The organism is Sandarakinorhabdus sp., assembly GCF_987265915.1.
The window spans coordinates 1526264-1542996 of sequence record NZ_OZ503948.1 but is presented as its reverse complement, the minus strand read 5'-3'; the positions used below and the strand labels follow the sequence as shown (position 1 = coordinate 1542996).

Below are 16733 nucleotides of genomic sequence, written 5' to 3'. Positions count from 1 at the left end.
ACGTGATGCCCCGTCTCTGCGCGCCCCAAGGCTTGGGCGTCAAGTTTGCGGGCACATGCGCAGCGGCTGGGCGCCGGGCCAATTCCTGCCGCACCCGCCCCCGGCGCGTGCGTTGACTTGGCGGCAAGCCTCTGCGACATTTTGTCGTTGGGAGAAGGAGCATGCGCTTCCGGGCGATCGTGGCGGCCGGGCTGATGATGGGCTGGGCCGCGCTGGCCAGCGCGCAGCCGGCACCGCCCACCCAAGCCCCCCCTGCCCCCGCCCCGAAGATCGTCGTGCAGGCGATGCAGGTCGCCGGGATCGATGTGGCGGCCTGGTCGGCCAACAGCCGATATGTGTTCACCGCATCGGGCATATTGCGCGAATTTCTGGTGTGGGATGTGGCCCGCGGCCAGATCATCGATCGGATCAAACTGCCCGGCGCCGTCCAATCGACCACCGAAATCATGCAGTTGCGCAGCATGGTGCTGACCGCCGACGGCCGCACGCTCCGGATCGAAGGCGAAGTGCTGGATATGACCAGCGCCAACCTGGTCGGCCAGCGCGTGTATCTGATCGACAGCGTCAGCCGCCGCGTCACACTGGTGCCAGCCCCACCAGCGCCGCCGCGCACAGCCCAGCCATCGGCCGCCGAACAACGCCGCATCCAGGCCGTGGTCGCAACCTGGCAGGCGCAGGCCCAGCGTTGGCTTCAGGCGCTGGAAGTGTTTTACCAAGACGGCTCCGGCATGACCCGTGCCGAGGCGGCGCAGGTGCTGCCGGCACTGCCGCCATCGCCCGACGGGCAGTGGCGCATGCAGCGCGCCGCGCCGGCCTTTGCCTTGTTGAGCAGCGACAACCGTTTGCGAAGGCTGGCGGTGAAGGGCAGTTTCGCCAATATCGATGATGCCGCCATGTCGCCGGATGGCCGGCGACTGGCGCTGCTGCGCTATGACAGCGATCCGGCCTTTGCCGATACGGAGCGATCACTGATCGATGTGTTCGACACCGCGCAGGGACGCTTTGTCGGGGCGATCAAGGTGCCGGGCACTTACGACAAGCTGCTGTGGTCAAATGCCGGGCAGATCCTGGCGCTGCCCTTCGATGACTCGGATGATCCGCGCGACGCCGATGCGGCGCAGGGTGTGCCGGCGCCAGTGCTGCGCCTGGATGCGGCCACCGGCGCAGTGCTGGCCAGCCACCCACCGCGCTGTTTCGTGGCGCCGCTGCCCGATGGCAGCCTGGTGGGCGCCGGCCTCGCCAATTGCCGGACGCAGGTGGGGGCCGACAAGGCGCTGGTACGGCTGGTGAACGGGCGCTGGCAGCCGCTGCCGGGATACAAGGTGCCCGCCGATGCCCATGTGCGGATCATCGTGGCCAGCCCGCGCGGTGACCGGCTGCTGGTGGCCACGCGGCTGGGCGATGATCAGTTGGTGGTGACGATGGTGGATGCGCAAAGCGGCGAGGTGGGGGCCCATCTTGTGCTGCCGAATGCCATATTGGCGATGGCCGCGTTTTCGGCCGATGGCCGCAAGGTCTGGTTGATGGGCAACAATGGCGTGACCGAATGGCTGCCCGAGGCGCCGGTCGCCGCCGATGGCACACCGCCGGTGCGCGATTTTGCGGTGCAGGCAACATTTCCCAGCAGCGCGGCCAGCGATGGTCGCCAGCTGTTGGTGGTCGGCGCACTGGAAGAGCGCATGGTGCGCGTCGACCTTGCCACCGGCAAGCCCTTGTCACCGGTGGATTATCCCGCCGGCATTGCGGTGGGCTTCATGCCGGGACGGCCGGTGATGTGGTCGGTTTCGCTGATGGGGCAGTTGCGCCTGTGGAACTGGCGCAACGGTCAGGTGATGATGACCACGACATTCCTGCCCGACCAGCGTTTCGTGACAGTGGCGCAGGATGGTCGTTACGATACCAATCTGGGGCCGGACGCCGAAAATTTCCGCTGGTTCATTCCCAGCGCGCCGTTCCTCAGCCTCGCGCCGCAAACCTTCATGCGCGATTTTTTCGAGCCGCAGCTGATCCGCAAGTTGATGGATTGCACCGTCGCCAACAATTGCGGGACGGTGCTGAAGCCGGTGCCGTCGATTGCCGGGCTGAATTTCCTGCTGCCCAGCGTGCAGATCACCGACATCATCAGTGCCGGCCCGGGCATGGCCAGTGTGTGGTTGAGCGTGACCGAATTCACCAACAGCGCCACCGGGCAATCGTCGGGTGCCTTTGGCGCCAAATTATTGATGAACGGGCGCGAAGTGTCACGCAATCCCGATGATGCCTATGCCGAAAAGGCCAAATCGCTGGCCGATTGGCGAGCGGCCAATTTGATCGAGGCAAAGCGCGAAGGTGCGGTGCTCAGCTGGGCGCAGACCGTACAACTGCCCAGCGATGGCAAACCGATCGAATTTGCCGCCTATGCCTTCAATGGCGATCGGGTGAAGAGCGACACCGTGCGCCGGCGCTGGACACCGCCGCCGATGCAGCCGCGCCGACGCCGCGCCTTCGTGCTGACCATCGGGGTGGATGACTATGCCGAGCCTCGGCTGGCGCTGAACTTTGCAGTTTCTGACGCAGCGGTGATCGGCGATCGGCTGGCGGCCATTCCGGGCTATGAAATGCGCCGCACCAGTCTGGTGACGCGCACGCTAGCCGATGGCCAAAAAGTGGCGGTGACGCGCGCGGATATCGACAATGCGCTCGGTATCTTGGCCGGTTTCCCGCCGGGGCCGGACCAAGCGAAGCTGGCCGCGGCCGGCCATGATGGCCGCGCGCTCGACAATGCCACGCCTGACGATATCGTGATCATCAGCTTTTCGGGCCATGGGTTTGCCGATGCGCAGGGCAATTTCGCGCTCATCCCCTCCGATGCGCAATGGCCGGCACTGAATGCAGCACCCACGCCAGCCACGGTGATTTCGGCGACGGATCTGACAATGTGGCTGCGCGCCATCAAGGCGCAGGACATCGCGTTCATCATCGATGCCTGCCATTCGGGCGCAGCGGTGGACACGCCGGAGTTCAAACCCGGCCCGATGGGCGATACCGGCTTGGGGCAACTCGCCTATGACAAGGGCCTGCGCATCCTCGCCGCCACCCAGGCCGATGATGTCGCGCTGGAAAGTGCGTCGCTGCGCCAGGGCCTGCTCACCGCGGCGCTGGGCGAAGGCCTGACCCCGCAGGGCGGCCCGGCCGATCTCAACCGCGACGGCCGGGTGCGGCTGGATGAATGGCTGCGCTATGCCGTCGCGCGGCTACCATCGTTGAACGATGAAGTGCGGCGCGGCGGCGGGCCGATGGTGCAGCGCGGCGTGCGGCTGGTTATGCGCGCACCCAATGCCGCGCCGCCCCGCGTGCAGGAACCCAGCCTGTTCGATTTCAACGCCGCGCCGTCGCCGGTGGTGCTGAGGGGGCAACCATGATCCTTCGAATTGCCTTGATGCTTGGCGCACTGGCCGCGCCGGTGGCGGCATCGGCTGCGGTGCGCGCCGTGTTTGTCGGCATCGATCAATATCAATACTCGCGCAGCGCCGGTGTGGCGAGCGCCGGCTTTGATGACCTGTCCGGCGCGGTGGGGGATACGTTGCGCATCAAGGCGGCGCTGGCCAGCGTTTATGGCCTGGTGCTGGATGCGCCACCGCCGGGTGCGTGCCGATCTGGCAATGCCACGTCGATCACGCTGACCAACACATGCGCAACGAAGGCAGCGATTCTTCAGGCCTGGAACAGTGCCATCAAGGCATCGCAGCAGGGCGACACGCTGATCCTGTATTTTGCCGGCCATGGCTCGCGCTTCATCGATGATCGCGCGCTCGATCAGGCCAGCCGGTACAACAGTACGTTGATGGCGACCGATGCCCGCCAGCCCGGCGCCGTGGCCAATGCCGACATCATGGATCATGAAGTGCGTGGGCTTATCGACCGGGCAACCTCCATGGGCGTGCGCGTGGTGACCTGGTTCGACAGTTGCAACAGCGGCACCGCCAGCCGCGACGGCAATTCGGCCAGCCGAACCGCGCCCGACTTGCGCGTCAGCGGCCTGCGCCCCGTCGCCCAACCGAAGCAATATGGCATCTATGGTGCCTATCGCGTCCACCTTGGCGCGGCCGGCGACGGGCAGGACGCCAAGGAGGTCGGCAGCGTCGGCGCACGCGCCGGGGTGTTCACCACCGCACTGGCCGGCGCGCTGCAGGCGATGCCGCGCGCCAGCTTTGCCGATATCGCGGCGCGCGTGGTGACGGAGGTGACACAGCGCACCAATGGCCGCCAGGTGCCGCATGCCGAAGGCGCGCTGCGCGCCGCGCTCGACGGCCCGGAAATCAAGGTGCCGACGTTTGATGTGGTGCTGGATGGCGGCCAGTTGATCATGGCCGGCGGCGCGCTGGTTGGCATCACGCCAGGGTCCAGCTTTGCGCTCTATCCCGGCACCAGCGCAGCGCTGCGCGTGGGCGGGGAGGCGCCGCTGCTGCGCGCGCGCGCAACGCAGGTGGCGCCGGGCCTGACTCTGCTGGTCCCAGACGGTGCGCTGCCGGCAGATCTGCGAGGGCAGATGGTAGCGCGTGAGGAGGTGCACGGCTTCGGCACCATGAAACTGGGGCTGGCGGTGGCCGATCCGGCGGCGCTGTTGGTGGTGCAGCGGCTGGGCTTTGTCGCGGTGAATGCGCGCGGGCCGTTCGCGCTCGCCGCCGGGCCGGGCGGCATGGTGCTGCGCGGGCGCGGCGGCGTGGTGCTGGCGGCCTTGCCGCCGGCAACGGCCCCCGAATTCGGCGTGCAACTGGCCAGCGCGCTGGAGAAGGTGGCGCGGGTGGAGGCGTGGCTGAATGTCGTGCAGCCGCGGCCGGGTGTGGGCCTGTGTGTGCTGAACGGGAATCGTGCCACGTTCGATCCGGCCTATTGCCCGACGCCAACGGGCCGGCGCACGCTGAAACTGGAGACGCCAGCGCTGGTTTCGGTGATCAACGAAAGCGATGCGCCGCGCCACGCCTATGTATTTGCGATCGGGCAGAAATATGATGTGACTCTGGTGCTGCCGGGGTTTGGCGCCAAGGAGCCGGCGCTGGCGCCCGGCCAGGCGCTGCCCGTTCCGGACGGGCAGGACATCATACCCGATGCAGTCGGCAATTTGCGCTTTGTGGCGATTTCCAGCGATGTGCCGCTGAATGCCACGGTGCTGGAACAATCAGGCACCGATGTGGTGGACGCCACCGCTTGCCTGAGCGCGGTGGCGCGGGCGTTTTGCCTGGGTGCCGATGGCGCACGCAGTGGCGGCATCGGCCGGGTGACCAACTGGTCGGCGGCGGTGATCAATGTGGAGGTGGTGCCATGATGGTGCATCTGATGCTGGCCGGGCTGGTGTTGGCGCAACCGCAGCCGATGCCTGATCCGGCCCCGGCCGGCCCTGATCCGGCCGGGCCTTCGATGCTGGCCGATGAACCGCCGCCCGCACCGGCGCCAGAGCCGAGCCCTCCGAACCCGTCCCCACCGCCGCCAGCCGGGCAGGATGAAGGCTCCCGCGTGGTGCGCGGCACGGCGGCGTTGGTGGGAACTGCGCCGTGGCAGATCCAGATCTATGCCACCACGCCGATAGACCCCCAATTGCTTGCCAAAGATCGAGCAAAGCCGGTCAGCGACCGGACAAAGCTGTTTTTGGAGGACATGCCACCTTACGAGCTCGATCATCTGTGCGGCGGCGTGTTGATCGCCGTCGATTGGGCGCTCAGCGCCGCGCATTGCTTTGTGGACGGGAACGACACGCTGCGGCGGCCGGGCAGCCGGCGCGTGCGGCTCGGCAACAATTATCTGCCAGAGGCCACCGAAATGAAGGTGGATCGGGTGATCGTTCACGCCGATTACCGCCGCTCCGGTCCAACCGCCGATCGGCGCAATGATATCGCCCTGATCCACCTGGTGCCCGATTCCAAGACCGACAAGACAAAGCTGGCCTATGCCATGCCGGCACCGCTGCCAACGGCAGCGATGCGCCCGGTGGTGGCCGCCGATGTGCTGAAGGTCACCGGTTGGGGCATGACCGGCGAGAATGACGATGGCGCGTCACGCGATGTCGATGGAAAGCCCTTGCGCGGTTCGGTGCTGCTGCTGGAGGCGAAATTGAATCTGGCTGACGCTGCCCGCTGCCGCAAGGTGCCCGCGTTGACGCGCACCGTTTGGGACGGCGTGCTGTGCGTGGCTGGGGACAGCAGCGGCCAGGACAGCTGCCAGGGCGACAGCGGGGGGCCGCTCACCCGCCGGGGCGTGCTGGTCGGGCTGGTCAGCATTGGCCTGGGCTGCGGGCGGCCCGGCGTGCCGGCGCTGTACACCCGCGTTGATCGCTATCTGCCGTGGATCAAGGCCGTGATGGCGGCGTCGAAACCGGGCATGAATGCCAAGTGCCGCGCCATCTTGGGCCGACGCCAGCCGGCCCTCGACTGCCTGGCTTAGCCCTGCGGCGCTGCCGGCGGCTCGTTGGCTTCGCGATCGTTGCCGCGATTGCCGCGATCGGTGTTGCCGCGATCGCCGCCGGGCGCGGGCGGCGGGGTGGCGGCGTCACCAGTGGCAGCGACATCGGCGGCAGCACCGGTTGGCGGCTCGGCAGCGACGGGCGCTTCGGCAGCGGCCGGCGTTTCCGGGTTGGCAGGGCCAACCACCTTCTTGCAGCCCGTGAGCAACAGAGCGGCGGCAAATACGGCGACAGCAATGCGCATGGTCAATTCCCCGATTGAGATGGCCGATCTTAGGTGAAACCAAGCCCCGTTAGCAATTGCGAAAATGCCGGCGCCTTGCGCAGCGGATCGACCAAAGGATCGTTGCGCAGATACACCAGCCCCGCATCGCCCGACGCGCGGGCCCGGGCCAGCGCGTCCAGCGCGCGCGTCACATCGCTCCACTGCGCCAGCACTTGCGCCTGTTGATACAGGCCGGCATCGCCATGATCGGCCACCAACCGATCGAACGCTGTCTGCGCCGCGGCGCGCTGTCCCTGGCGGTGGCGAACGATGGCCAGGCCGGTCAGGCCGACCAGGCTGTTGGTTTCAGACGCAAATTCCGTGGCAGCCGCCGGCAGGTCATTCAGCCCAAGCCGCGCAAAGCCGATCAGCGCGTGCACCGCACCCATGCGCGGATTGAGCGCCAGCGCCTTTTCCAGCGGGGGGATAGCGCCGGCAAAATCGCGCGCCGCATATTCGATCTCGCCAGCCAGCCGCCACACCCGCGGATTGAGCGGATCGAGGGTAGCAGCCCGCGCATTGGCCGTGCGCGCCTCGGCAAAGCGACCGGTGCGCGCGCAAAACAGCGCAAAACCGTTGAGGACGCCGGCATCGCCCTGCCCCAGTTCGCCGGCGCGATCATAGGGCGCGCGCGCGGCCCCGACATCCAGCCGGCCGTTGAACAGCGCAAAGCCCAGCGCCGAATGCGCGTCGGCCAGCTGCGGCGCCACGGCAATGGCGCGCCTGGCCGCCGCGACCGCATCGTTATACAGGCGAGCGCGGGTCGCGGCATCGGCATATTGGTTGCCGATCACCGCCAGCACGCGCGACCGCGCGGCGTGGGCGGCGCCATAATCCCGGTCCAGCCGCAGCGCCGCATCGAACTGCGCCAGCGCGGCACGGTCGCTGGTTTCGTCCACCCCCTGATCGAACAGATCTCGGCCACGCAGATAGGCATCATAGGCTGTGACATTGCTGGTGCCGCCGGTGGGGCGGGCCGCACTGTTCGGCGCGGTGCCCCCCAGACGGGCATTCAGGGCCGTGACCACGGCGGCGGCAATTTCGTCCTGCACGGCGAACACATCGGCCATCGGACGTTCAAACTGTTCGGTCCACTGGCTGAAACCGCTGCGGCCATCGATCAGCTCGGCAGAAATGCGCACGGTTTCCCCGGCGCGGCGCACGCTGCCATCCAGCAGCCAGGCCACCCCCAATTGCCCGGCCATGGTGCGGGCATCTTCGGCGCGGGTGCGAAACCGGTTGCTTGATGCCTGGGCCGCCACCAGCAGCTTTGGATTGCGCGCCAATTCGGCGCGCACTTCGGCGGCGAGGCCTTCGGCGAAATAAGCCTGTTGCGCATCATTGCTGAGATTGGCGAAGGGCAGCACGGCCACACTGGCAGCCGCTGCCGCCGCGGGCGCGGCGCGCTGCTGCTGCCACACAAGGGCCCCGGCCCCGGCCAGCACCACACTGCCACCACCAATCAGCAGCAGGCGGCGATTGATCGGCGCGGCGGCTTTCGCCGGGGCTGGCGGTACGGCGGCCCCTTCGTGCAAGGCCGCGACGGCGCGCAGCAGGGCCTCGCTGGCGTCATCGCCGCGCCGGATGCGGGCCTGGCTGATGTCGATCACCTGGAACTGGCGAAAGCCCAAGGGCGGTTCGGCGCCATCCAGGCTGAGCGGCACCAGACAGCGGCGATCGCGACCACTGGTGGCTTCATCATGCACCCAATGCGAGGTGATGCTGGTTTTCGACCAGAGTACCACCACGGCGCGCGCGCTATCCAGTGCATGGGCCGTGCTGTGGGCAAAGCGTTCACCGCCTTCCAGTCTGCCATCCCACCACACGGCAAAGTCCGCGGCCTCCAGCAACTGGATCACCGGCAGCACCCGCTTGCGATCGCCGCGCGCGTAGCTGACAAACACGGTGGTTGCGCTGGAGGTTTCGCCCGACATGCTCGCTCTTTGGCAGTGGCCTCCCGGTTCGGCCGCTGCCAAGCTTAGGCGGCGCGCGGGGGATCAGCAAGGCGGGGCAGGCCGATCCACAGGCGCAGCGGCCCGATGCGGCGGCCGAAATCGTAAAAGATCCAGCAGCCGCTGACGGTGGCGCCGATCAGCAGCGGTACCTCCAGCCACAGGCTCAGCCCAAGCGCATCGAGATGATGGCCCACAACCACAATGATCGTCTGGTGGATCAGATAGAAAGGAAAAATGGCCTCGGTCAGCGTGCGGCGCAGCGGACTGTCGTGGCCGCGCAGATGACGGTGGGCAAAACCGATGGCCGCCACGATGGCGCACCAGGCATCGAGTTCGTGCACGCATCGCATGACCCCAAGCAGCCAATCCGTTGGAGGCTGTGTGTCTGCTGTGGCACCGCGATAGACCACCAACGCCAGCCAGCAGGCCAGCGCGATGCCCAGCGCCGTCCAGCGCAATGCCACGCACCGATCAAAGAAGGGCTGGTGCCGGGCGATGCCAAAGCCGAACAGAAAGACGCTGAAATACAGCGCGTGCAGATACCAATCCTGCCGGACATCGTGGGTTTCTCCGAAGATGGGAAACAGCGTCAGCCGCAGCGCCGCCATCACCAGCCACGGCACCAGGACCAACAGCGGGCCATCCAGCAGCCGGGCCGCCACGGCTGGCACACGGCGCAACAGCGGCAGCAGCGGGATGATCGCGAGCGTGTAAACGATCAGATAGGCGACGAACCACATGTGATTGTAGGTTGGGGTGAGCAGGCAACCATCAGGCGCGCACCAACCACCAGTGCCGGTGACATAGCGGGTGTAGAAATTGGCCAGGATCGCCGGCCCCTGCGCGGCCTGCGCCGGTGGCATCGCTTCGACGGCTTCGACCAGTTCGTACCAGCTTTGCGGCGGCACGATCACGAACATCGCCAGCAGCAGCGGCGGCAGCAGCCGCGCCAATCGCGACGACGCGAACCGCCCCGGCGCCATCTTGTCTGACATGAAGCGGGTGGCGGCACCGGCGATGAACATCAGCAAGGTCAGTCGCCACGGGTTGGTGAGCAGCATCAGCGGCTCGATGGCGGGCCCGGCCCGGCTGGATTTCACATGAAAGTCCCACGTCACGTAGAACATGCCAGTGTGGTAGAGGATAAGCAGACCGAAGGCGATGATGCGCAGCCAATCGAGATCGAGGCGGCGGTCCGGGGCGGCAGCTGTCATGGGCGGGCTCCTGATGGGTGGCCATGGTCTTTCACGCCAGTCGGCACGACGCTACATTGCTGCCACGGCCGGCAGACCGCCGGGACGAGCGGGGGCGCGGCAGTGACCAGCGGCAGGATTTTGCGGACGAACGGCGGCGGCGAATGGCGGCCCTGGCTGCTGATTGCCGTTGCGTCGCTGGCCGTGGTCATGGTGAACGCCTCGTCGGATTATATCGACATGCGCCGCGACGGGGCAAGCTTTCGCTGGTGGGAGCCGCTGGTGTGGGAAGCGACCAGCGCGCTGCTCATTGTGGGGATGGCACCGTTGGTCGGCTTCGCAGTGCAGCGCTGGCCGCCGCACCGCGACCGGCTGATCCAGCCGCTGCTCATCCATCTGGGGCTGACGTTGCCGTTCGCGGCCGTGCATGTCGCTGGCCTCTATGGGTTGCGCAGCGCCATCTACGCGCTGGCCGATCTGCGTTATGGCTATTTCGACGATGGGCTGGCGGTGGTGGGGTTTTACGAATGGCGCAAGGATGTGCTGAGCTATGCGCTGATCGCCGGCATCTATTGGTTGTTTGCGGCGCTGGCGCAGCGCCAAGCGGCAGCGGCGACCGGTCAGGATGCGCGCATCGAGGTGCGGGATGGCGCGTCCGTGCTGTTCGTGGCACCGGCCGAGATCAGCCATGTCGAGGCTGCTGGCAACTATGTCGAGATCCATACCGGCAGCCAGGTGCATCTGGTGCGCGGCACGCTGGCGGCGTGGGAAGCGCGGCTGGCAAGCCACGGCATCGTGCGCATCCACCGATCGCGGCTGGTGCAGCGGGCGCGCATCGCCGCCGTGCGCCCGACGCCATCGGGCGATGTGGAGATCAGCCTGATCGATGGCCGAACCTTGGTGGGCAGCCGCCGCTACCGCGCCAATCTGGATTCGGGCGCGCCTTAACTGGTTTCGATGCGGCTGTGGCGCCTGGTCTCCGGCATGGCCAGCGCCGCCAGCAAGGCCACGCCGGCCATGAAGGTCACATACCAGAAAAAGCCGGTTTCAATGCCGGCGCCCTTGAAGGCCAGTGCCGCATATTCCGCCGAGCCGCCAAAGATGGCGACGCCCAGCGCATAGGGCATACCGACGCCAAGCGCACGGACATGCGCCGGGAAGAGTTCCGCCTTCACCACGCCCGAAATCGCCGTGTAGCAGGACAGGATCGACAGGCAGCCGATCAGGATCGCGACGCTGCTCACCCCCGGCTGCGCGCTGCCCAAGTAGGTCAGCGCCGGCACCGTCGCCACGCTGGCCATCACGCCGAAGGCCAGCAGCAGCGTGCGCCGGCCCAACAGGTCAGACGCGGCACCGAACAGCGGCTGCATCGCCATATAGGCCAGCAGCGCGATGGCCGAAGCCGACGTCGCCTCCTGCTTGGTCCAGCCGGCCGAGAGCACCAGATATTTCTGCATGTAGGTAGTGAAGGTGTAGAACCACAGGCTGCCCCCGGCGGTGAGTGCCAGCACGATCAACAGCTCACGCGGATGCGCCATCAACCGCCGGAACAGCTCGGCTTGCGACCCGGCGCGCTTGGCATTTTCAAAGGCTTCGGTTTCCACCAGCCCCTTGCGCAGCCAGAATACCGCCACCGCGCACAGTGCGCCGACGACAAACGGGATGCGCCAGCCCCAAGCGCTGAGCGCATCATCGCTGAGCACCGCCTGCAGCAGCACCAGCAGCGCCAGCGCCAGCAACTGCCCGCCGACCAACGTCACATACTGGAAACTGGCGAGAAAGCCGCGCCATTTGGCCTGCGCCACCTCGCTCATGAAGGTGGCGGAAGCACCATATTCGCCGCCGACCGACAAGCCCTGCACCAACCGCGCCAGCAACAGGATCGCCGGGGCGAGCAGACCAACATCGGCATAGGTGGGTGCGACGGCAATCATCAGCGACCCGAAGCACATCATGGCGACCGACAGGGTCAGCGCCGATTTGCGCCCCCGGCGATCAGCCCACACACCCAGGAACCAGCTGCCAATCGGGCGCATCAGAAAGCCGACGGCAAAAATCGCCGCGCTGTTCAGCAGCGCGGCCAGATCATCGCCCGGCGGAAAGAAGCGCGGACCGAAATAGAGCGCGAACGCCGAATAGGCATACCAATCATACCATTCGACAAGATTGCCGGCCGCGCCGCCGAAAATCTGGCGCGCCTGGCTCGGTCGCCGCGTTTCGCCCCCCGGCACGCTGATAAGTTACTGCGCGACCGGAACGCCGGGCAGCGCCGGCGCAGGGGCCGGCGCCGTCACCGGCGCCGTCTTGGCAGCGATCGTCGGATCGATCACCCGCGACTTGTTGGTGCCCGCCGCCAGCACCGCCAGCAGGATCGAGGTGATGATGAACAGCGCCGCCAATATGGTGGTGGAGCGCGTCAGCAGATTGGCCGCGCCGCGCGCCGTCATCAGGCCGCCAGCACCGCCGCCGCCGCCAATGCCCAACGCCCCGCCTTCGGAACGCTGCAGCAGGATGACGCCCACCAGCCCCAACGCAATCAGGCCGTGGATGACAAGCAGGAAGGTGATCACGAGTGGCGCGCTTTCGGTTCGGATTTCGGATTTGTGCCGGCCTTACATCGGTTCGGCAGCGCGTGCAATCAAGCCGCCGCCCCGGCAATAGCCAGCAGGCTCGCCGCCGTCAGGCTGGCGCCGCCGACCAGCACGCCGCCCACCTCGTCCACGGCCAGCAGTTCGCCGGCATTGGCCGGCGTGACGGAGCCGCCATAGAGGATGCGCACCCCATGCCCGCCGCCGCCATAGCGCGCCGCCAATCGCGCGCGGATGAACGCATGTGCCGCCGCCACGTCGGCCAGGGTCGGGACCAGGCCGGTGCCTATCGCCCATACCGGTTCATAGGCGATGATCAGCCCCTCGGCCGCCTCCGGCAACGATCCCGCCAGTTGCGCCGCCAGCACCGCTTCGGTTTCGCCCGCGTCGCGCTGCGCCTGGGTTTCGCCGATGCACAGGATCACCTGCAAGCCCGCCGCCTGCCCGGCTTCGGCCTTGGCGCGCACGTCGGCATCGGCTTCGCCATTGTCCCGCCGCCGCTCACTGTGGCCAACGATGACGAACCCTGCCCCCAGATCGGCCAACATCGCCGCCGAGACACAGCCGGTGTGGGCCCCCTTCACCTTGGCGTGGCAATCCTGCCCGCCGATCATCACGGCACCGGCCGAAACGATCACCGCTCGATCGATCAGCGTGAACGGCGGCGCGATCCACAGCCTGCCGCCAGACGCGTTGCCGGCCATCTGCGAAATCTCGGCGATATCATCGCCCACGCCGTTCATTTTCCAGTTGCCGACAATCAGGGCAGGCATGGGCAAGGTCGCTCTTCGGATCAGGGTTGTGGATGCGGCGCTTGTGGCAAGTGGAACGCGTCGTTACAAGCGGCGCGTTCACCGCCTGACGGGTAATCGATGATCAGTTTTTTCCGCCGTTATCTCTCCAGCTGGCCTGTGCTGATCCTGTTCGGCATCATCCTGGTGGCCTTTGCCGTTACTGGCGTCAACGATCCCTATGGCGGGAGCGCGCCGGCGGGATCGGTGGCCAAGGTCGGCAAGCGCACCATCACCGAGCCGGATCTGCTGCAAGCCATTGATCGCACCGTACGCGAAGTGCGGCAGCGCGACCCGGCAATGACCCAGGCCGAAGCCGCGCGCCAGGGCGTGGTCGAACTGATGGCCACCCAGTTGATCGGCCAAGCCGCCATGGAAGAACTGGGCGATCGCGCCGGGCTCGGCGCGTCTGATGAAGCGGTCGATGTGGCGATTGCCGGCATCCCCGCCTTCCAATCCGGCGGCAAGTTTGACCAGGCCACCTATGATCGCATCATCGCCGCCCAGGGCCTGACCGACAAGCGCCTGCGCCAATCGCTGCGCGGCGATCTGACCCGCGAACAATTGATCAAGCCGACCACGTCGGCGCTGGCCGTGCCGGACGGCGTGGCCGAGCTATATGCCCGGCTGCTGGTCGATCGCCACGAAGGCGGTGTCGTGTTGGTGCCGGCCGAGCCTGCCGGCACGCCAACCGCCGCAGAGGCCGAGCGTTGGTTCAAGGCCAATGCCGCGCGCTTCACCATTCCGCAGCGCCGCGGCTTTCGCTATGCCTTTGTCGATCGTGCCAAGATCGCCACCGGCGTGACCGTAGCCGACAAGGCCATTGCCGACGCCTTTGCCAAGGATCCGGCCAAATATGGCGGTGCCGCAGCCCGTGTGCTGGAGCAGGTGGTGGTGCCGGACGAAGCCAAGGCCAAGGCCCTGGCGGCTGCGGCGGTCAAGCAGGGCTTCGCGGCAGCGGCGCAAAGCATTGCCGGCTTTGGCGCCAGCGATATTGCGCTGGGCAGCCAGACCGAGGCGGGTTTCGCCCGCGCCACCAGCGCGGATGTTGCCAAGGCGGCGTTTGCGTTGCCGGCCGGCGGCATCAGCGCTCCGATCAAATCGCCGCTGGGCTGGCATGTGGTGCGGGTCGCCAGCATCGGCGGTGCCGGCAAGACACTGGCGCAGGCCCGTCCGCAGATCGAAGCCGAATTGCGTGACCGCGCCGTGGAAGACGCGGTTGCCGATGTCGTCGCCCGCATCGAGGATGGGGTGGAGGCCGGCAAGAGCTTTGCCGACATCGCCGCCGAAACCGCGCTGACCATCGCTGTGCAGGCGCCGGTGACCGATCGCGGCCTGGGCGAAGGCAAACCGCCGCTCACCGGCGAGCTCGCCACCGTCGCGGCGCGGGCGTTCAAGCATGAACCGGCCGACGGCCCGGTTGTGGAGGATATCGGCGGCGGCAAATTGGTGGTGATCGAAACCACGACCGTGCTGCCCGCCGCGCCGCCGCCGTTCAAGGATGTGATGACGCTGGCCATGGCCGGCGCCACGCAGGACAAGGCGATGAAGGCCGCCCGCGCCAAGGCCGAAGTGGTGGTGGCCGCGGTCAAGAAGGGCACCGTGTTTGCCAAGGCGGTCGCCGATGCCGGGTTGCAGTCACCGCGTCCGTTGAATGGCCGTCGCATCGATCTGGTCGGCCAGCAACAAGTGCCCGCCGCGGCCCGCGCCTTTCTGAACGGGGCGCCCGGCACCACCCAATTGCTGGCCGTGCCCGGCGGCTGGGCGCTGGTGCATGTCGATCGCGTCATCCCCGGCAATCCCCGCGCCGAAGCCGGCCTGATCGAAGCGAGCCGCCGCGAAGTGGGCAGCGCCCTGCCCGCCGAAATGGCCCAGGCGCTGGCCAACGCCAGCGTGGCAGCCGTGGGCGTCAACCGCAACGAAGCCACGTTGCGCACCATCCGCCAGCGCCTTTCGGGCGACGGCCCGCAGTAACCGGCAGCCACAGGCGTGACCCTCATTTCGCCCGACCGCACGGTCGCTGTTGCTGCGCTCGCCGCCGGCCGGCCGCAGCTGATGTGGACGCGCATCGTGGCCGACACCGAAACCCCGGTATCGGCGATGCTGAAGCTTGGCGGCGAAGGCTCTGGCGCATTTCTGCTCGAATCGGTCGAAGGCGGCCAGGTGCGCGGGCGTCATTCGCTGCTGGGTCTCGATCCCGATCTGGTGTGGCGGGCGCGCGGCAACACATCGGAAATCAACCGGCACTGGCAAACCGACCGCGACGCGTTCGTGCCCGTGGCCGGCGAGACGCTGGCGGCACTGCGCGGCCTGGTCGCCGAAGCACGCGCCGATGTGCCGCCGGAACTGCCGGCCGCGCTGGCCTGCCTGGTCGGCTACATGGGCTATGAAACCATCCGGCTGGTCGAACCCAGTGTGCCGTCGGCCGGCGAATCGCCGCTCGACCTGCCCGACATGGTGTTCGTGCGGCCGACCCTGTTGTTGGTATTCGATCGCCTGAAGGACGAATTGTTCATCGTCGCGCCGATCTTCGCGGCGGCAGATGGAGACAAGGCCTATACACAGGCGGCCGACCGCATCCTGGAGGCGGAGCGCAAGCTGGCACAGGCGCTGCCGCCGCAGCCGCGCCTGCCTTCCACCTTGCCCGATGCGCCGCCGCATCACCACACCAGCCGCGAACAATTTGCCGATATGGTCACCCGCGCCCGCGACTATATCCTGGCCGGCGACATTTTTCAGGTCGTGCTGTCGCAGCGTTTTTCAGTGGATTTCCCGCTGCCAGCCTTCGATCTCTATCGGGCGCTGCGGCGCATCAACCCGTCACCCTTCCTCTATTTCCTCGATTTGCCGGGCTTTGCGCTGGTCGGTTCCAGCCCGGAAATATTGGTGCGCGCCCGCGATGGCGATGTGACGATCCGGCCGATCGCCGGCACCCGCCCGCGCGGGCGCGATGCCGCCGAAGATGCCGCCAATCGCGACAGCCTGCTCGCGGATCCAAAGGAGCTGGCCGAACATCTGATGCTGCTCGATCTCGGCCGCCACGATACGGCGCGCGTGTCAGTACCGGGCACGGTGAAGGTGACGGACAAGTTTTTCGTCGAATTCTACAGCCATGTCATGCACATCGTGTCGAACGTGCAGGGCCGGCTGGCCAACGGCATCGATGCGGTGGCGGCGCTGCTCGCTGGCTTCCCGGCCGGGACCGTATCGGGCGCGCCGAAGGTACGCGCCATGCAGATCATCGCCGAACTGGAAGGCGTCGGGCGCGGCGCCTATGCCGGCGGCGTGGGGTATTTCAGCCCGAATGGCAATATGGACAGCTGCATCGTGCTGCGCACCGCCGTGGTGAAGGATGGCGTGATGCATGTGCAGGCCGGCGCCGGCATCGTGGCGGACAGCATCGCCGAATATGAACAGCGCGAATGCGAAGCCAAGGCCGGCGCGCTGATCGCCGCCGCACGCGAAGCCATTGCCGCGGCGGGCAACGCCGGGTTCGGCCAGTAAC

Annotated in this window: 12 protein-coding genes; 6 read left to right on the top strand and 6 right to left on the bottom strand. The window is 67.3% G+C overall.

The window, feature by feature from the left end; genetic code table 11:
- Window positions 1-161 precede the first annotated feature (161 nt).
- From AC6UUM_RS07475 to AC6UUM_RS07465, 3 genes are read left to right on the top strand one after another with little or no spacing between them, the layout of a single operon-like run.
- The gene (locus AC6UUM_RS07475; protein ID WP_500804698.1) at window positions 162-3401 is read left to right on the top strand and encodes a hypothetical protein; all 3240 of its coding nucleotides are present in this window, start codon (window positions 162-164) and stop codon (window positions 3399-3401) included.
- Entirely contained in the window at window positions 3398-5305 is a 1908-nt protein-coding gene (locus AC6UUM_RS07470; protein ID WP_500804697.1) for a caspase family protein, read from the top strand. Before AC6UUM_RS07475 ends, AC6UUM_RS07470 begins: the two co-directional genes overlap by 4 nt.
- Entirely contained in the window at window positions 5302-6417 is a 1116-nt protein-coding gene (locus AC6UUM_RS07465) for a serine protease (protein ID WP_500804696.1), read from the top strand. The genes AC6UUM_RS07470 and AC6UUM_RS07465 overlap by 4 nt, the downstream gene beginning before the upstream one ends.
- On the opposite strand, the gene AC6UUM_RS07460 is transcribed toward AC6UUM_RS07465, so the two are convergent.
- From AC6UUM_RS07460 to AC6UUM_RS07450, 3 genes are read right to left on the bottom strand one after another with little or no spacing between them, the layout of a single operon-like run.
- Entirely contained in the window at window positions 6414-6680 is a 267-nt protein-coding gene (locus tag AC6UUM_RS07460) for a hypothetical protein (RefSeq protein WP_500804695.1), read from the bottom strand. The two genes, AC6UUM_RS07465 and AC6UUM_RS07460, sit on opposite strands and share 4 nt — an antisense overlap.
- Before the next feature lie 29 nt (window positions 6681-6709).
- Window positions 6710-8635, bottom strand: a complete 1926-nt coding sequence (locus AC6UUM_RS07455) for a TIR domain-containing protein (protein ID WP_500804694.1) — start codon at window positions 8633-8635, stop codon at window positions 6710-6712.
- Window positions 8636-8679: 44 nt separating this feature from the next.
- Window positions 8680-9870: an acyltransferase family protein gene (locus AC6UUM_RS07450; RefSeq protein WP_500804693.1), complete on the bottom strand. Its 1191-nt coding sequence runs from the start codon at window positions 9868-9870 to the stop codon at window positions 8680-8682.
- A 102-nt stretch (window positions 9871-9972) separates the two neighbouring features.
- Here AC6UUM_RS07450 and AC6UUM_RS07445 point away from each other — a divergent pair, with 102 nt between their 5' ends.
- Window positions 9973-10797 carry a LytTR family DNA-binding domain-containing protein gene (locus AC6UUM_RS07445; RefSeq protein ID WP_500804692.1) on the top strand — a complete coding sequence of 275 codons (825 nt, stop codon included), beginning with the start codon at window positions 9973-9975 and terminating at the stop codon, window positions 10795-10797.
- Here AC6UUM_RS07445 and AC6UUM_RS07440 read toward each other — a convergent pair.
- From AC6UUM_RS07440 to tpiA, 3 genes are all read right to left on the bottom strand, one after another.
- Window positions 10794-12080 (bottom strand): MFS transporter, encoded by a 1287-nt coding sequence (locus AC6UUM_RS07440; RefSeq protein WP_500804691.1) that lies wholly within the window; start codon window positions 12078-12080, stop codon window positions 10794-10796. The genes AC6UUM_RS07445 and AC6UUM_RS07440 overlap by 4 nt on opposite strands.
- A gap of 9 nt (window positions 12081-12089) precedes the next feature.
- On the bottom strand, window positions 12090-12419 hold the full coding sequence (secG, locus tag AC6UUM_RS07435; RefSeq protein ID WP_500804690.1) for a preprotein translocase subunit SecG: 330 nt from the start codon (window positions 12417-12419) through the stop codon (window positions 12090-12092).
- A 68-nt stretch (window positions 12420-12487) separates the two neighbouring features.
- Window positions 12488-13210: a triose-phosphate isomerase gene (tpiA, locus tag AC6UUM_RS07430; RefSeq protein ID WP_500804689.1), complete on the bottom strand. Its 723-nt coding sequence runs from the start codon at window positions 13208-13210 to the stop codon at window positions 12488-12490.
- A 99-nt stretch (window positions 13211-13309) separates the two neighbouring features.
- Here tpiA and AC6UUM_RS07425 point away from each other — a divergent pair, with 99 nt between their 5' ends.
- Window positions 13310-15202: a peptidylprolyl isomerase gene (locus AC6UUM_RS07425; RefSeq protein ID WP_500804688.1), complete on the top strand. Its 1893-nt coding sequence runs from the start codon at window positions 13310-13312 to the stop codon at window positions 15200-15202.
- 81 nt (window positions 15203-15283) lie between these two features.
- On the top strand, window positions 15284-16732 hold the full coding sequence (locus AC6UUM_RS07420; RefSeq protein WP_500804928.1) for an anthranilate synthase component I family protein: 1449 nt from the start codon (window positions 15284-15286) through the stop codon (window positions 16730-16732).
- The last annotated feature ends 1 nt before the right edge of the window (window position 16733 follow it).